Annotated in this window: 11 protein-coding genes and 1 tRNA gene; 10 read left to right on the top strand and 2 right to left on the bottom strand. The window is 27.7% G+C overall.

Features of this window, described 5'->3' with window-relative positions:
* Positions 1-25 precede the first annotated feature (25 nt).
* Positions 26-2,296 carry a polyribonucleotide nucleotidyltransferase gene (gene pnp / locus LJI21_00210; protein WFW29741.1) on the top strand — a complete coding sequence of 757 codons (2,271 nt, stop codon included), beginning with the start codon at positions 26-28 and terminating at the stop codon, positions 2,294-2,296.
* Between the two features lie 188 nt (positions 2,297-2,484).
* On the opposite strand, the gene rpe is transcribed toward pnp, so the two are convergent.
* Positions 2,485-3,183: a ribulose-phosphate 3-epimerase gene (rpe, locus tag LJI21_00205; GenBank protein ID WFW29740.1), complete on the bottom strand. Its 699-nt coding sequence runs from the start codon at positions 3,181-3,183 to the stop codon at positions 2,485-2,487.
* A gap of 156 nt (positions 3,184-3,339) precedes the next feature.
* On the opposite strand from rpe, the gene LJI21_00200 reads away from it, so the two are divergent.
* Both LJI21_00200 and LJI21_00195 read left to right on the top strand, forming a co-directional pair.
* Positions 3,340-3,413 (top strand) — tRNA-Arg (locus LJI21_00200).
* A 528-nt stretch (positions 3,414-3,941) separates the two neighbouring features.
* Positions 3,942-5,588 (top strand): 30S ribosomal protein S1, encoded by a 1,647-nt coding sequence (locus LJI21_00195; GenBank protein ID WFW29739.1) that lies wholly within the window; start codon positions 3,942-3,944, stop codon positions 5,586-5,588.
* Positions 5,589-6,104: 516 nt separating this feature from the next.
* On the opposite strand, the gene LJI21_00190 is transcribed toward LJI21_00195, so the two are convergent.
* Positions 6,105-6,371, bottom strand: a complete 267-nt coding sequence (locus LJI21_00190; GenBank protein WFW29738.1) for a succinate dehydrogenase assembly factor 2 — start codon at positions 6,369-6,371, stop codon at positions 6,105-6,107.
* A gap of 53 nt (positions 6,372-6,424) precedes the next feature.
* Here LJI21_00190 and rseP point away from each other — a divergent pair, with 53 nt between their 5' ends.
* The 7 genes from rseP to nuoI all read left to right on the top strand — a co-directional run bounded on the left by rseP (position 6,425) and on the right by nuoI (position 15,453).
* Positions 6,425-7,618, top strand: coding sequence for an RIP metalloprotease RseP (gene rseP, locus LJI21_00185; protein ID WFW29737.1), 1,194 nt, complete (start codon positions 6,425-6,427; stop codon positions 7,616-7,618).
* A gap of 5 nt (positions 7,619-7,623) precedes the next feature.
* Positions 7,624-9,975: an outer membrane protein assembly factor BamA gene (bamA, locus tag LJI21_00180; protein ID WFW29736.1), complete on the top strand. Its 2,352-nt coding sequence runs from the start codon at positions 7,624-7,626 to the stop codon at positions 9,973-9,975.
* The gene (locus LJI21_00175; GenBank protein ID WFW29735.1) at positions 9,976-10,551 is read left to right on the top strand and encodes an OmpH family outer membrane protein; all 576 of its coding nucleotides are present in this window, start codon (positions 9,976-9,978) and stop codon (positions 10,549-10,551) included.
* A 25-nt stretch (positions 10,552-10,576) separates the two neighbouring features.
* Positions 10,577-11,032: a 3-hydroxyacyl-ACP dehydratase FabZ gene (gene fabZ, locus LJI21_00170; protein WFW29734.1), complete on the top strand. Its 456-nt coding sequence runs from the start codon at positions 10,577-10,579 to the stop codon at positions 11,030-11,032.
* Between the two features lie 56 nt (positions 11,033-11,088).
* Positions 11,089-13,980 carry an FAD-dependent oxidoreductase gene (locus LJI21_00165; GenBank protein WFW29733.1) on the top strand — a complete coding sequence of 964 codons (2,892 nt, stop codon included), beginning with the start codon at positions 11,089-11,091 and terminating at the stop codon, positions 13,978-13,980.
* A gap of 130 nt (positions 13,981-14,110) precedes the next feature.
* Positions 14,111-14,899, top strand: a complete 789-nt coding sequence (locus LJI21_00160) for an SDR family oxidoreductase (protein ID WFW29732.1) — start codon at positions 14,111-14,113, stop codon at positions 14,897-14,899.
* 80 nt (positions 14,900-14,979) lie between these two features.
* A complete protein-coding gene (gene nuoI / locus LJI21_00155) occupies positions 14,980-15,453 on the top strand; it encodes an NADH-quinone oxidoreductase subunit NuoI (GenBank protein ID WFW29731.1) in 474 nt (157 codons plus the stop codon).
* Positions 15,454-15,632 lie beyond the last annotated feature (179 nt).

The raw sequence follows: 15,632 nt of genomic DNA, 5'->3' as shown, positions 1-15,632 counted from the left end.
AAATAAATAAATCGGAGAATTTTGTATGTTTAAAATTATAAGAAAATCTATAGATTGGAGTGGTCGTACCTTATCTTTAGAAACTGGGAAAATAGCGCGTCAAGCTAACAGTTCAGTAGTTGTAAACTACGGAGATACTTCTATTTTAGTAACTGTTACACATAGAAAAAAAGAAGAAAATTCTGACTTCCTTCCATTAAATGTGCAATTTATTGCAAAAAGTTATGCAATGGGTAAGATCCCTGGTGGCTTTTTTAAAAGAGAAGGTAAACCATCTGATAGAGAAACTTTAATTTCTAGAATAATAGATAGAAGCATAAGACCTCTTTTTCCAGAGGATTTTTATAATGAAATTAGTATAGTATGTAACTTATTAACTTATGATGCCATCAATCCTCCTGAAGTACCGGCATTAGCTGGTGCTGTTGCGGCGCTTGCAATCTCTAGTATCCCCCTTTGCCATACTATAGCTGGAGCTTACGTCTGTTACGATAAGAACGGTAAGTATATACTCAATCCTTCAGTTCAAGAAATAAAAACAAGTAGCTTAGACTTATTTTTATCTGGTAGCGAGCATTCAATTTTAATGATTGAATCAGAAGCAAAAGAACTCTCTGAAGAGGATATTCTAAATGCAATAAAATTTGGACATGAACACCTCCAGCCAGTTATTAAACTTATAAAAGAATTTGCAGATACAGTAGGTAAAAAATCTGAAGAATTTATTCGTGTTAATGAGTCAGATACGATTCGAAGTCTTACTAAATATAGTAAAGAATTTGAAAACGCATACCTACAAACAATAAAACAACAAAGAGTTCAAACCTTAGAAAAGATTAGATGTAATATATTACATTCCTTCAAAGAATCCGGAAAAGATGAAAAGCTCATTGCTTATGCGATAAAAAGTTTTGAAAGATCTCTGCTACGCAAAATAATAAAAAAGAAAGGCATAAGGATAGATGGTCGTAAATATGATGAGATACGTCAAATAGAAATCGAAATAGATATTTTATCCAGAACTCACGGTTCTGCCCTATTTACGAGAGGCGATACCCAGGCACTGGTTGTTACCGCTCTCGGTGCTACACAAGACGAACAAATTGTAGATGATATCGAAGGTGACAGACGTGAACATTTTATGTTGCATTATAATTTCCCATCATTTGCTATTGGAGAAACTTCTGCTATACGCGCACCAGGAAGAAGAGAAATAGGTCATGGCAGACTTGCTTGGAAAGCAATTCATCCTGTATTACCTAATAAATCAGAATTCCCTTATACAATAAGAGTAGTATCTGAAATTATGGAGTCAGACGGATCTTCTTCTATGGCCACTGTTTGCGGTACTTCACTCGCCTTGATGGATACGGGTGTACCAATAAAAGCTCCTGTTGCTGGAATTGCTATGGGACTAATTAGAGAAGATAAAAACGAATACGCAATACTTTCTGATATTATAGGAGATGAAGATTATCTTGGAGATATGGATTTTAAAGTAGCTGGAACTAGTAAGGGAATTACAGCATTACAAATGGATGTAAAAATTTCCGATATAAACCTTGAAATTATTGAAAAATCTTTAAAACAAGCAAAAGTAGGAAGATTGCATATTTTAGAAAAGATGAACGCGGTAATCTCAGAACATAGCAATGATATAAAAAGTCATGCACCAAGAATAATATCGTTTTATATAGATAAGGATAAGATTCCCGCAGCTATTGGTGCTAAAGGAAAAAATATACGTGGTATATGTGAAAAAAGCAATGCTAAAATTGAAATAGAGGATAATGGTAAAGTTTCTATATTTGCTATAAATAGCTCTGAAGCCGAAAACGCAAAAAGTTTATTAATTGACTCAATAACAGAATTAGAACAAGGTACAATAGTTGATGCTAAAGTTATTAAAATAGATAAATCTATCGTAGAACTTCAACTTCTTAATGGTAGAAAAGGAAAAATGCATATAAGTGAAGTGGCCAATGAACATATAGAATCTATTGAAGATGTACTTAAACAAGGCGATATATTCAAAGCGTTAATAATTGATTTTGAAAAAGGCGGATGTTTAAAACTATCAAGACGTAGGATTGATCAAAAGACAGGAGAATTTTTTGAGGGCGAGCTCTATAATGAGAAAAAAAAAGATGGTCTAAACGATAAAAATCATCATAATTCATACAATAGAAAACTTAATAGAAATCGTAAAAGACCACGTTCCACTCGTTCTAATTTCAATAATAGAAATAATAAATCACAGTTCAGTGGTAATGATTCATCTTCCAGGTTTTATTGAAAGCCTTTATTTAAAGCTTACATTTAGAGTTTATTATAATCTTAAAGCTGAATCTCAACATGAAGTTATGAAGGAATTCTAACAAGACATAGTTAGTCATACACGCGCACACAAGGTGTCTCTATAATTAGGGCATAGTAAGACATGTTGTAACACCTTTGTTAGAAGTTTTTTCTCAATTAAAATGACTACCCTCCATTCATGGCTGCTAACTTTAAATCGCTTATAGCTTTACTTATATTTCCAGTTCTAAATATTGCTGATCCAGCAACCAAAATATTTGCACCAGCTTTTACTATATCAGCTGCATTTAGAATATTTATTCCCCCATCTACTGAAATTTGCGTCTTAAGATTGCGATCTTCTATCATCTTTCTTATAAAAGATATCTTATGTAATTGCGAATGAATAAATTTCTGTCCACTAAATCCAGGATTAACCGTCATAATTAATACGATATCTAATTCGTGTATTATATACTCAAGAACACTTGGAGGAGTTGAAGGGACAATTGAAATTCCAACCTGAATAGTTTTTTTTACATCATTCACATTTCTACATGACTTTATTTTTTTAACTAATCTATCAATATGTACTTCTGCTTCCGCATGTACTGTAATGATGTCAGCACCAGAATTTATAATATTTTCTATATAACTACTAGGTGACCTAGTCATTAAATGTACATCAAAAGGAAGACTACTATACCTGCGTATTGCAGAAATAACATCAGGACCAATTGTAATATTTGGTACAAAGTTCCCATCCATAACATCTATATGTATATAATCTATATCTAAATTACTAATCTTACTTATCTCCTCTCCTAGTTTTGAAAAATCTGCAGAAATTATAGAAGATGCAATTTTAACACACTCATTTGCCATTTTATTTTAAAATAAAACTTTCTTATTTTAGAGACCCATATTATATTTATCAATTATTACAACAATACAATATAAATTGTACTTAAATTTCATAAAAACGAAATTTAATCTTGACTTCAAATTAATTAAAAAGCATTTTATGTTATATATAAAATAGTGCCCGTAGCTCAGCTGGATAGAGCAATAGCCTTCTAAGCTGTGAGTCGTAGGTTCGAATCCTACCGGGCACATTCATAACTTCTGTATAGTTTCCTGAAAGTTTTTAAAAATTGGACTTCATTATTTAACAATTAAAAGTTAGAATTTTAGAAAACTCCCTCTCATTTAAATTTTGATATTAAAGTAAGTTTACTCAAAAACACATTATTTTTAATTTCTACATGACTTATATCATCATCTTTAACCAAAATACAAAAACTAAAAATTAAATTGTCAATTACTTAATAACATAAAATAAAATGTTTATGTTTTTCCTATTTTCAATAATTTCTATTATATTTACCTTTTGTATATCCTACACACTAAACGCTCTAAATTCACAATAATAACTCTTACTTTAAAACTTCTCTAAAACTTATAAAACTTTAAATAAATTAAATCGCAAATAAACTACTTTACATAAAAACATAAATATAATCGCTTATATAGTATAATACTAAATCCCATAATATAAGTTAATAAAATTACTTGTTGTATTGGCATTTAATATATATTATTTTCAGACAACGGGTCCAATAAAATTAAAAAGAGCTTGTTATATGAACAATAGCAAATTGATTAGCATAAAAAAATTATCATCAAATAGATTCGTAGAAAATATACATCAAGACAAGTTTGAAAAACAAAATAACGATCTCATACTTGAAAATTCCTTTATTAGTAATATTAATGAAGGAGATATAGTAGAAGGTGTGGTCATACGAATAAATCCCAATGATATTGTAATTGATGTTGGCTTGAAATCTGACGGAAAAATTCCAATTAAAGAACTTAATCATAATGATAAAATTTTTATCGGTTCTAGAATTAGAGTTTATGTGGAAAAAATTGAAGATTATCATGGTAATGTGATTCTTAGCCGTGAAAAAGCAATTAGAGATGAAAAATGGCATGAACTAGAAAAAAATGCAGTCACAAAAACTGAGATCAGTGGAATTATTAAACGCTCAATCAAATGTGGCTTTATTGTTGATCTAGGAGACGGAATAAATGCTTTTCTACCACTTAGTCACATTGATATAAAGCAGTTAAAAGATGTCAGACATCTTATTGAGACTAAGCAAAACTTTATCATACTTAAAATGGATAAAAAACAAGGCAATATTGTAGTATCAAGAAAACTCGTATTAGAAAAATTGCACGCTAATGAGAAAAATAAATTTCTAGAATCTTTAAACGAGGGCGATGTCATAGAGGGGAAAATAAAAAGTATTACTCATTATGGTGTATTTGTTGGTATTCATGAATCTAATGAAGTAGGAATTATAGATGGATTACTACATATTACAGATATCTCTTGGAGTAGAGTAAGTCACCCATCTGCAGTCTTCGTTTGTGGTCAAATTATTAAAGTCAAAATCATAAAAATAGACAAGGAAAATGCGAAAGTTTCTTTAGGTATAAAACAATTAGAAGATAATCCTTGGCAAAACATAGAATTAAAATATCCAATTGATAGTCTCCACAAAGGACATATAACAAGTATAGAAGATTATGGACTATTTGTTGAACTTCAACCAGGAGTCGAGGGTTTAGTTCACTCATCAGAAATAACATGGATTAGGAATAGCCTACCTGTTAATAACTTTGTAGTTAGAGGGCAAGAAGTACTTGTAAAAATCCTTAGCATTGATTCTTCTAAAAATAGAATGAGTTTGAGTATAAAAAGATGCACAGATAATCCTTGGCAAATATTTGTTAATAAATATCCTCCTGGTTCTATTATTTCTTGCATAATTAAAAATAACACTGGTTCATATATTTCTGTTACTTTTAATGATGACGAAATAGACAAAAACATTGAAGGAACAATCAATATACAAGACTTAAGTTGGTCCAAAACCGTTTCAGATGATGAGGTACTAAAGAAATATAATATAGGTAATATAATAAAAGCAAAAGTAATAAAAGTTAACGTAAACCGAGCAAGAATTTACCTTGGTATAAAGCAAATAGAATACGATCCTCTTATAGAGTTAATAAAAAAACTTAAAATAGGAGATAAAAGATATGTTACCGTAAGTAAAAAAGAAGATAATGGACTGATTGTCGAAGTAGAAAATAACGTAACTCTCTTAATAACCCAAGAACATCTACCAGAAAATAAAAAGTTTTCTATATCAGAAAAAATAGAAGCTGAAGTATTAAAAATTGAAAAGTACAATATAATATTATCCGCTAAATAAAACAACTAGATGTTTTATCTAATAAAATAAAATGCAATAAATTTCTTATTATAATATCTATTCATTACAATATATATTATAGAATATACAAAAAACCTTCACAAAAAAGATACTGATTATAATCAAAATTTTTAAACATTTTTGAGCATTATCATATTACCTATAAATAAAAAGTTAAAATTAAAAATTTTAGTTCTTTCCAATTAAGATTGATAACAAAAAATTTCCTACACCGCAGAAATTTTTCATAAAAATATTTTAAATACATTTTAAAATTATTATGCTTAAAAAGTCCATTTTTAAATGGATAAAATAAAAATTTAAACTTTTAAGGCGATAATATCGTTATTCTATATTTATCTACATAATTTGGTAACAAAAATCTAAATTAAAAGAGAAGAACATTATCATAATAATATTTTTCTCAATAAAACAAAACTTAAAAAGAAAACCTTCAAAAATGAAAAGAAAATCAATATAGAATTTACGAATTCTATATCAATAAAGTAATAAGCGTTAAATATGCAAATTTTTAATAAAATTAATAATCAAACCCATCATTTTAATATCTAAATTGAAAGGAAGATCCACTCTGAAAAATATATAACAATATAATTCATAATCATCAAGATTAATTATTTTTTCATATTCAATTAACTCATCTAAAGAAAACCTATCAAGATATTTTACAGCAAAGTGCCCTAAAAACAAATCCATTTCTCTACAACCTCTATGCCAACTCCTATACACTAATTTCCTTCTTAATGAGGAAATGTCTTTCATATTCTCATATAATTTTGTTAAACCTTTCTAAATTTAGAGGTTAAATTAAACACTTGTCAAGTGAAGCATATTTTAATACACTTGTACTTATAATTTGTAGTATCTCTAAAATAGAGGTGGAATTAATTTCTAATCTTATTCATCAACTTAGTGATGGAATATATAGTCTTTTTTCATTTGCTTTAATCATCTCAATTGTAGTGTTCGTTCATGAATACGGACATTATATTAGCGCCAAAGCATGCAAAGTTAAAATTGAGTCTTTTTCTATAGGATTTGGCCCCGAAATTTTTGTTTTTTATGATAAATCTGGAACTAAATGGAAACTAAGTACTATCCCGCTCGGTGGTTATGTTAAAATGTTTGGAGATAGTAACATAACTAGTATGACAGCAAGTCAACAAAAATTAACCGAGCAAGAAAAATTATATTCACTTCACACAAAACCACGATATAAAAAGGCAGCAATAGTTTTTGCTGGACCATTTGCAAATATTGCTCTCTCTATTGTAGCTTTTACAATATTTTTTAGTAAAGCAGGTTACTATTATAATACTCCACCAATAATTGAAAATATAATTAATGGTAGCGCTGCGGAAGAAGCTGGTTTAATGCCAGGAGATATTATCACTCAAATCAATGAGTACAAAATTAAATATTTTGAAGATATTTCACGCGTAATAAGATCAAACCCCGAAAAAAAAGTAGAAATTAAATATAATCGAAACAACAAAGAGTATAGAGTTGTACTAACTCCATCAATAATTAAAGACACTTCTAATTCTAATATTACAATGGGAAGAGTTTTAGGAATCACCTCAATTAATATGTCAGGATTAGACCAGTCATCTTTCCTAGGAGCTGTAAATTTATCATTAAATGAAACTTACCACACCATGTATTTAACAATAAAAGCTCTCTTTCAAATTCTTATTGGTAAAAGAAGTATAAATGAAATAGGTGGACCAGTAAAAATTGCAAAATACTCAGGACAATCATTTAAAAAGGGATTTAATATGGTCCTATACTTTGTGGCTATCCTTTCATCTACTCTAGCCGCGGTTAACTTACTACCAATCCCATTACTTGATGGTGGACACTTATTTAATTATATTATAGAATCAATTATACGTAGAGATCTAAGTCCAAAATATTATAAATACTCAGCTACTCTTGGAGCTGCGATATTACTTTTATTAATGGTAATTGCAATTTTGAATGATATCAAACATCTCTTTTCAAAATAAAAATTATGAAAAAACGTGTTTTAAAAAAATATGTATTAACAGCAATTTTTATCTTAGTTCCCACTATACTACTTGGTGCCTTAGAAGAAGACAAAAAAAAAACACAAATACAGATAAAAGATATCAAGTGTCTTGGCAATGAACGAATCAGTACTCAAACAATAAAATTTTATACAAAATTAAAATCTAACAGTTATATAAATAATGATGACATTAATTTAATTATAAAAAAACTATATAGAACTAAATTATTTGCTAATATTAATGCTTATATTGACGACAAAAAAAACTTAGTAATAAAAATTAAAGAAAATCCATTAATTAATAAAATATCACTAAAAGGTAATAAATTATTCAAAAGCAAAGAAATAATAAACAATATAATTCAATCAAAACCATCAACTATTTTCACTAAAACAAAACTACAAAACGATTTACTTAATTTAATTACAGCATATAGAAATAATGATAGGATTAACACTAAAATTAAATATGAATTAGATAAACTTGATAACAATCAAATCAACTTAATCTTTAAAGTACAAGAAGGCAAAATATCTAGAATTAAAAGCATAAAATTTATAGGAAACAAAAATTTTCCAGAAAGCAATTTAAAACAAGTTATCAACATACAAAGTAACAATAATATATTTAGCAAGTTATTTAAAAATAAAAATCATCATTTATCTCAATATTTATTAATTAGCGAAGAACTGCTTAATCACTTCTATTCTTCTAAGGGATATATTAATAATAATATTCAACCAATTGCTGAAATCGATAATGACTATCAAATCATATTAACTTTTTTAATTGATGAAGGAAAACAATATCTATTTGGAAGTAGTCAAATTAATTTTGAAGAATCCGAAATCCAAGATCAAAACCTAAAAGCAGAAATATTAAAAATAATAAACATAAATAAAAAAAATAATAAAGTATTCAACAAAATTGTTGTTCTAAATACAATAGAAAAAATAAGCAAATATTTAAGTGAAAAGGGATATATTTCTGCAAGAGTTGATCCGGAATATATAGAATTTGACAATGTAATAAATGTTACTTATAAAGTACTACCTGGCAAAAAAAAATATATAAACCAAATTACAATAAATGGTAATAATCGTACTTTAGACAAGGTGATTAGAAATAAACTAGATATAGTAGAAGGTGATACGTATAATATATCTGAAATTCAGAAATCATATAAAAAATTAATTAATACAGGTTTTTTTGAATCAGTAAAAATGGATAACTATGCAATTGATGATAACACAATAAATCTTAACTTAGATGTTAAAGAAAAAAACACTACCTCATTATATTTAGGAGGTGGTATATATTTTCCTGGTGAAACATTCTTTAAAACCGATTTTAAAGATCCAAATTTATTTGGTAGAGGAAAAGAAATATCCTTTACTATCGAAAAAAGCCGACACATGTTTTCATCTAATTTAGAAATCATTGAAAATAATTTCAACGATTCTGATACATCACTAAGTATAGGAACATTCTACGAAAAACAAAATAAACCAAATGTTACTTTTAATAGCTATAATATTGGATTTTCCACAAAATTATCATATAAAATTACAGAAAATTTAACTAATTTACTTCGATATTTTTACAAACATAGTAATCTATACTTAGACAATAACAATGAAGAAGAAAATATCAGTAACCTCTATAAGATATTAGAGAGAAGAGATAAATATAACATTTCATCAATAGGATATACACTAGCGTATAATAAATTAGATAACTTATATCTTCCAAAAAAAGGTTATTTACTACGTTTAAATCAAGACCTTTCCGGACTTGGAGGAAATGTAAATTTCCTTAAATCTGAGTTTTTACTTTTTTACACTCATCCTATAATTGATATTGAAACAATAATACGCCTTAAAGTGGCAGGAGGTTACATTTTTTCTTATACTGAAAAACCACTAAATGTTGATCAACATTTTTTTAAAGGTGGTAATGAAATTAGAGGATTTGATCTTTCCGGTATTGGACCAAGGACAAAAAATAAAAACTCATTAGGAGGTAAAACTTATTTTAACTTAACACAGCAAATAGACTTTCCACTGTCGAAATTATATAATTATATTGGTATTAAAGGTTCGTTCTTTATTGATTATGCAACACTTTTCGGTTTTGATAATAAAAACAAATACAAAAAGAAAGAATCATATAATGATAGTAAACTCGTAAGAGTTTCACCAGGTTTTGGTTTTTCAATACCTTCTCCTTTTGGAGGTAGATTTAGATTAGATTTTGGCTTCCCTTTAGTTAAAGAATCTTATGATATACCATCGTCAAATAATATTCAATTCTCTATTGAGGCAGGAATTTAAATGAAATACATAAAATTATTTATATCGATTATCATTTTAATAATTTTTCTATCTATTGGTTTTTATATTATAAAACGCAAGCCAGAGAAAAATGTACTAGTAAATGTTGCATTTATTGACACTGATGAAATAACTAATAAATCTCTTGTTTTACAAGATATACAACATCAGGTAAAAGAACAGAGTTCTAAACTACAACAAGAATTTGAAGATGAACTAGAGAAATTTAAGCTCTCAAAAGAAGAATTTGAGCTTTTATCAGAAGAAGCAAAAAAAGAAAAAATGGAGCAACTTGATGAACACACTTTAAATTCCAGAAATAACTATACTAAAAAGATGTTATACCTAGAAAAAAACTATAAAGATGCGATGGGTAACATTTTCAATAAAATAAAAAAAATCTCTAAAGAGATCGCTAAAAAAAATGATATAGATTTAATACTACTTATTTCAAAAAAAAATCAGGTTTTATACTTTATAAATGATTCTGATTTGGATAAAATTGATTTATCAGGTATAGTATTAGAAAATATAAATAAAGAAATACAAAAATATACTTTGGAAGATATCAACTAGCTTTAATCCAGATTTTACTGTTAATATGCAATTTAATATCAATAATATTATAGAAATAATACCACATTCTTATCCGTTTCTCTTAGTAGATAAAGTAATAGAGTGTAATCCAGGTAAGAATATAAAAGCAATCAAAAACGTGACTTTTAATGAACCGTTTTTTATTGGACACTTTCCAAAAAATCCAATAATGCCAGGTGTTTTAATGATCGAATCTATGGCACAGGCTTCTGCAATATGCATCCTCTGTAAAGAAACTAAAAGTACAATAGAAAATAAAGTTGTTTATTTCGCATCGATCAAAAATGCAAGTTTTAGAAAACCAGTTATTCCAGGAGACACTCTAATTCTTCAATCTAATGTTAGACATACACGTCTACGCGTATGTAAGTTTGAATGTGTTGCACATGTGAACGAGGAAAAAGTTGCAGAAACAACAATATTGGCAAAATTACAAGACAAAAATAAATTAACACTATGAGATATTATTATATATAAAAATAAAGAACAAATTTCATTAATCACAATATAAAAATAATGCAACTAAATTTTGATATTTCGTTTTTAGATTTATATACTTTTAATGGATTAAAAAAACTGGATAAAGCATTTTTAGAATATATAAAACTATATAATGAAGATTTATTCTATTCTTTAATTAAAGTAAGAAAAAAAACACCCCCTTTATTAGAAAATGAAAAATCACCCAAATGTAAACTTACAACACTTCAATTATCTAAAATACAACTAATGCTAACTTATCAAAGCCAATTAATTATAAATCTTTCATATTTACTTGATAAATTTATTGTTAAACTTTTTAATATAGAAAAAGAAATCCTAAGATTAAAAAAAAAACATAATGATTTTGTTTTTATATATAAATGCAAAAAATTTTTTATTCGACGCTATGTTTTAAAAAAATACACTGATACAACACCTATAAATATTGATTTAGTCATAAACAAACTAAATAATTTTTTTACTTTACCAATAACAGAAAAGAAATTTGCTAAGCAGGTAATAGATTGGTTTAAAGATAAAGAACTCTATAAAAAAGAAATAGAACTTGCAGCACAATATGCTGCATGGAGATTAAAAAATAAACAAAGCATACTTTTTAGTACTCATAAAAAAATTGATTATGAAAATCTGGTATCGTTCTCTAAAAAAGAAATAGATGGAATTGAAGTTCTATATTCAGACAAAATAAAAAGAAGATATGGTTTTGACTTAACAAGTAAAAATGTTAGCTTAAATAAAGCATTAGATAATGCTCATTACTGCGTATTCTGTCATAAACAAAATAAAGATAGTTGCTCAAAAGGGCTGTTTTTTATAAAAAAATCAAATAATACTGAAATTCAAAAAGAACATATAAATTCCAATACCACATTTTCCGAACTGAACAAAGTTTTCAAAGAATCTCCACTTAAAATTAAACAGCATGGTTGTCCACTAGAACAAAAAATATCAGAAATGAATCTTGTAAAAAGCGAAGGATATAGTATAGCTAGTCTTGCAATTGTAATGATAGATAATCCATTATGTGCAGCTACTGGATATAAAATATGCAATGATTGCATGAATTCATGCATATATCAAAAACAAGAACCTGTAAATATACCAATGATTGAAACAAGAATTTTAAACGATGTACTCAATTTACCATACGGATTTGAAATATATTCTTTACTTAGTCGCTGGAATCCTTTAAATTTTCAGCGACCATTACCTAAAAAAAATACCGGAAAAAATATTCTAGTTGTTGGTCTTGGTCCCGCTGGCTTTAACTTAGCCCATCATTTACTAAATGATGGGCACAACGTTATTGCAATTGATGGATTAAAAATAGAACCTCTAATTGATAATTTTCAACCGATCAAAACTTTTAAACACGAAAAATTGAGTAATCGTATACCAAGTGGATTTGGTGGGGTAACAGAATATGGCATTACTTCTCGATGGAACAAAAATTACTTAAAAATTATCAGATTAATATTAGAAAGACGTAAAAATTTTGCATTTTACGGAGGAATCCGTTTCGGTAGTACATTAACTGTTAATGATGCATTTAATTTAGGCTTTAATCATATAGCACTAGCTCTCGGAGCGGGTAAACCAAAAATAATTAAAATAAAAAATATATTAGCTCGTGGAGTACGTATGGCGTCCGATTTTCTAATGTCGTTACAACTTAACGGAGCTCTTAGAGCTAGTTCAATAACAAATCTACAAATTCGTATGCCCATAGTCGTTATAGGCGCAGGACTTACCGCAATTGATACTGCTACTGAAGCCCTAGCATATTATCCTATCCAAGTAGAAAAATTTTTTCTTCGTTATAAAATATTAGTTGATAAACACGGCAAAGACTACGTTGAAAAAAATTGGACAGAAGAAGAACATGAAATCATGAATGAATTCATATCCCATGCACAGCTAATTGAAAAAGAGAAAGAACTAGCAAAACAAGAAAAAAGAGAAATAAAAATATTAGAATTAATGCAAAATTTAGGTGGAGTAAAAATTATATACAGAAAAGAACTAAAAAACTCACCAAGTTACCGATTAAATAGTAAAGAAGTACAAAACGCCCTATCAGAGGGAATTTATTTCATTGAAAATTTAGAACCAATTGAAATTTTAACAGATAAATATAATCATGCTGAATCAATAAAACTAATAAATACAAAATCAGGCAAAACTAAACTCATAAAAGCACGTTCTATTATTATAGCAACTGGCACCGAACCAAACACAACTATCGCAACAGAAGATAAAAAACATTTTAAATTAAAAAATGGATATTTTGTCCAATTAAATACATCAGGTGAAGAAATAGATCCGATATTTTCTCCTAAAATGCAAAACAAAGATAGAATATTAGTATATAAACAAGGCAACAAAACAATTAGTTTCTTTGGTGATCTTCATCCTTCGTACAGTGGCAACGTTGTAAAAGCAATAACAAGCGCTAAAATCGGCTACCCTATTATTTCTAAACTCTTAAATGAAATTGTCCAAATAAACAATAAACCAAAATCATATATCAAAATAACACCAAAATACCTAATGAACAAAAAATTCTTCAATAAAGTTAAAGAACAACTCACAGCAAGGGTTTTAAAAACTCAGTATTTAACTGATAAAATAATAGAAATAATAATAAAAGCACCACTTGCTGCAAAAAATTTTAAACCAGGTCAATTCTTTAGATTACAAAGCTTTGAAGTTAATAGTAGTAAAAAAATTAACCTTGCCATGGAGGGCATAGCTGTAACAGGTACTGAAGTAGATAAAAAAAGTGGAATTATTTCTACTATTGTACTTGAAACAGGCGGCTCAACTAATCTATGTAAGTTTTTCAAAAAAAATGAACAAATAATTCTTATGGGTCCAACTGGATGTTCAACCAAAATTTATTAAATTAATAAAATTAAATACTTATAAAAGTATATCTATAATACATAATAAATCTTAAAATTATTATCTTATTACCTCTAATATCTTGACTTTTTTTTAAAAATACTCAAAATTGCAAAATAAAAAGTTCTCTATGAAAACAGATTTGCTAAAGGGCAAAAGAGGGTTAATAACTGGAATAACAAATAGAAGATCAATAGCATATGGAATAGCAAAAATTCTCTCAAAACATAAAGCAGAACTTGCAATTACTTATCAAAACGAAGTAATAAAAAGTAAGTTGCAACCAATAACGGATGAATTAAATATAGAACTTGTACTAAACTGCGATGTTGTAAATGAAAAAACAATAGATAAGGTTTTTAAAAAAATAGAAAGAAAATGGGGTACTCTTGATTTTTTAATACATGCAATCGCATTTTCCGATAAAACTGAGCTTAGTGGCAAATATATTAATACATCGCTAAACAATTTCCTCAATGCTATGCATATATCATGCTATTCTTTTACCGCTCTAGCACAAAGAGCTGAAAAGATAATACAAAATAACGGTAGTCTAATAACATTATCCTACTATGGTGCCGAAAAAGTTATACCAAATTATAATGTAATGGGCTTATGTAAAGCAGCACTTGAAGCAAGTGTAAAATATATAGCGTGCGACCTTGGACCACAAAATATTAGAGTAAATGCCATCTCCGCTGGTCCAATTAGAACACTAGCATCTTCTGGAATAAGCGATTTTCACTTTATATCAAAATGGAATAGAAGCAATTCTCCATTAAGACGTAATACTACAATAGAAGATATTGGGAAAGCTGCACTATATTTAGTGAGCGACTTAAGCAGCGGTACTACGGGAGAAATTTTACATGTTGATTCAGGATATAATATAATAGGAATGAAAATAATTAATATTTGAAATTTTTATAAAAATAAAAATTCACTTTATAAAAAAAAAATATGTTATTATATAACGTACAAAATAAAAAATTCACATTTATGCTTAAAAAATTAGCTTGGTACTGCCTCTTCATAGAATTAATCAAAGGTTTTTTTATTACACTTAAATATATATTAAAACCAAAAGTAACACTTAAATACCCCAAAGAAAAAGGACCACTAAGTCCAAGATTTCGTGGCGAACATGTACTACGTAGATATTTAAACGGTGAAGAACGATGCATAGCTTGCAAATTATGTGAAATTATCTGTCCTGCTCAAGCAATAATTATTGAAGCAGAAAAAAAAGAAGACGGAAGTCGTCGTACTACACGTTACGATATTGATATGACAAAATGCATATATTGTGGATTCTGTCAAGAAGCATGTCCAGTTGACGCAATTGTCGAAGGCCCAAATTTTGAATTTGCGACAGAAACTAAAGAGGAACTTATATATAACAAAGAAAAATTATTACATAATGGTGATCTTTGGGAAGAAGCAATTGCTATAAGATTAAAAAAAGATAAATAGGTCCCCACTCCCTATTACTATAATTCTCTACTAAAAAATACCGGATTCCGAAAATCATGAAATATTATTTTTCTTGATTTTAATTTTAATAACTAAAATAACCCTATTAAAATTATAAAAATATCCAGTAATTATAAAATATTATTAAATATTATTTTCACTCCACTTATAGAAAACAT

The sequence above is a fragment of the Wolbachia endosymbiont of Menacanthus eurysternus genome (genome assembly GCA_029715105.1).
In the GTDB taxonomy this organism is placed as follows: Bacteria; Pseudomonadota; Alphaproteobacteria; order Rickettsiales; family Anaplasmataceae; genus Wolbachia.
The sequence above is the reverse complement of the archived record's forward strand: the minus strand, read 5'-3'. Positions and strand labels throughout refer to the sequence as shown.

Bases quoted from the DNA above. Each gene is read 5' to 3' on its own strand.
- pnp (WFW29741.1), top strand. From the start codon at position 26: ATGTTTAAAATTATAAGAAAATCTATAGATTGGAGTGGTCGTACCTTA.
- rpe (WFW29740.1), bottom strand. From the start codon at position 3,183: ATGGCAAATGAGTGTGTTAAAATTGCATCTTCTATAATTTCTGCAGAT.
- LJI21_00195 (WFW29739.1), top strand. From the start codon at position 3,942: ATGAACAATAGCAAATTGATTAGCATAAAAAAATTATCATCAAATAGA.
- LJI21_00190 (WFW29738.1), bottom strand. From the start codon at position 6,371: ATGAAAGACATTTCCTCATTAAGAAGGAAATTAGTGTATAGGAGTTGG.
- bamA (WFW29736.1), top strand. From the start codon at position 7,624: ATGAAAAAACGTGTTTTAAAAAAATATGTATTAACAGCAATTTTTATC.
- LJI21_00175 (WFW29735.1), top strand. From the start codon at position 9,976: ATGAAATACATAAAATTATTTATATCGATTATCATTTTAATAATTTTT.
- fabZ (WFW29734.1), top strand. From the start codon at position 10,577: ATGCAATTTAATATCAATAATATTATAGAAATAATACCACATTCTTAT.
- LJI21_00165 (WFW29733.1), top strand. From the start codon at position 11,089: ATGCAACTAAATTTTGATATTTCGTTTTTAGATTTATATACTTTTAAT.
- LJI21_00160 (WFW29732.1), top strand. From the start codon at position 14,111: ATGAAAACAGATTTGCTAAAGGGCAAAAGAGGGTTAATAACTGGAATA.
- nuoI (WFW29731.1), top strand. From the start codon at position 14,980: ATGCTTAAAAAATTAGCTTGGTACTGCCTCTTCATAGAATTAATCAAA.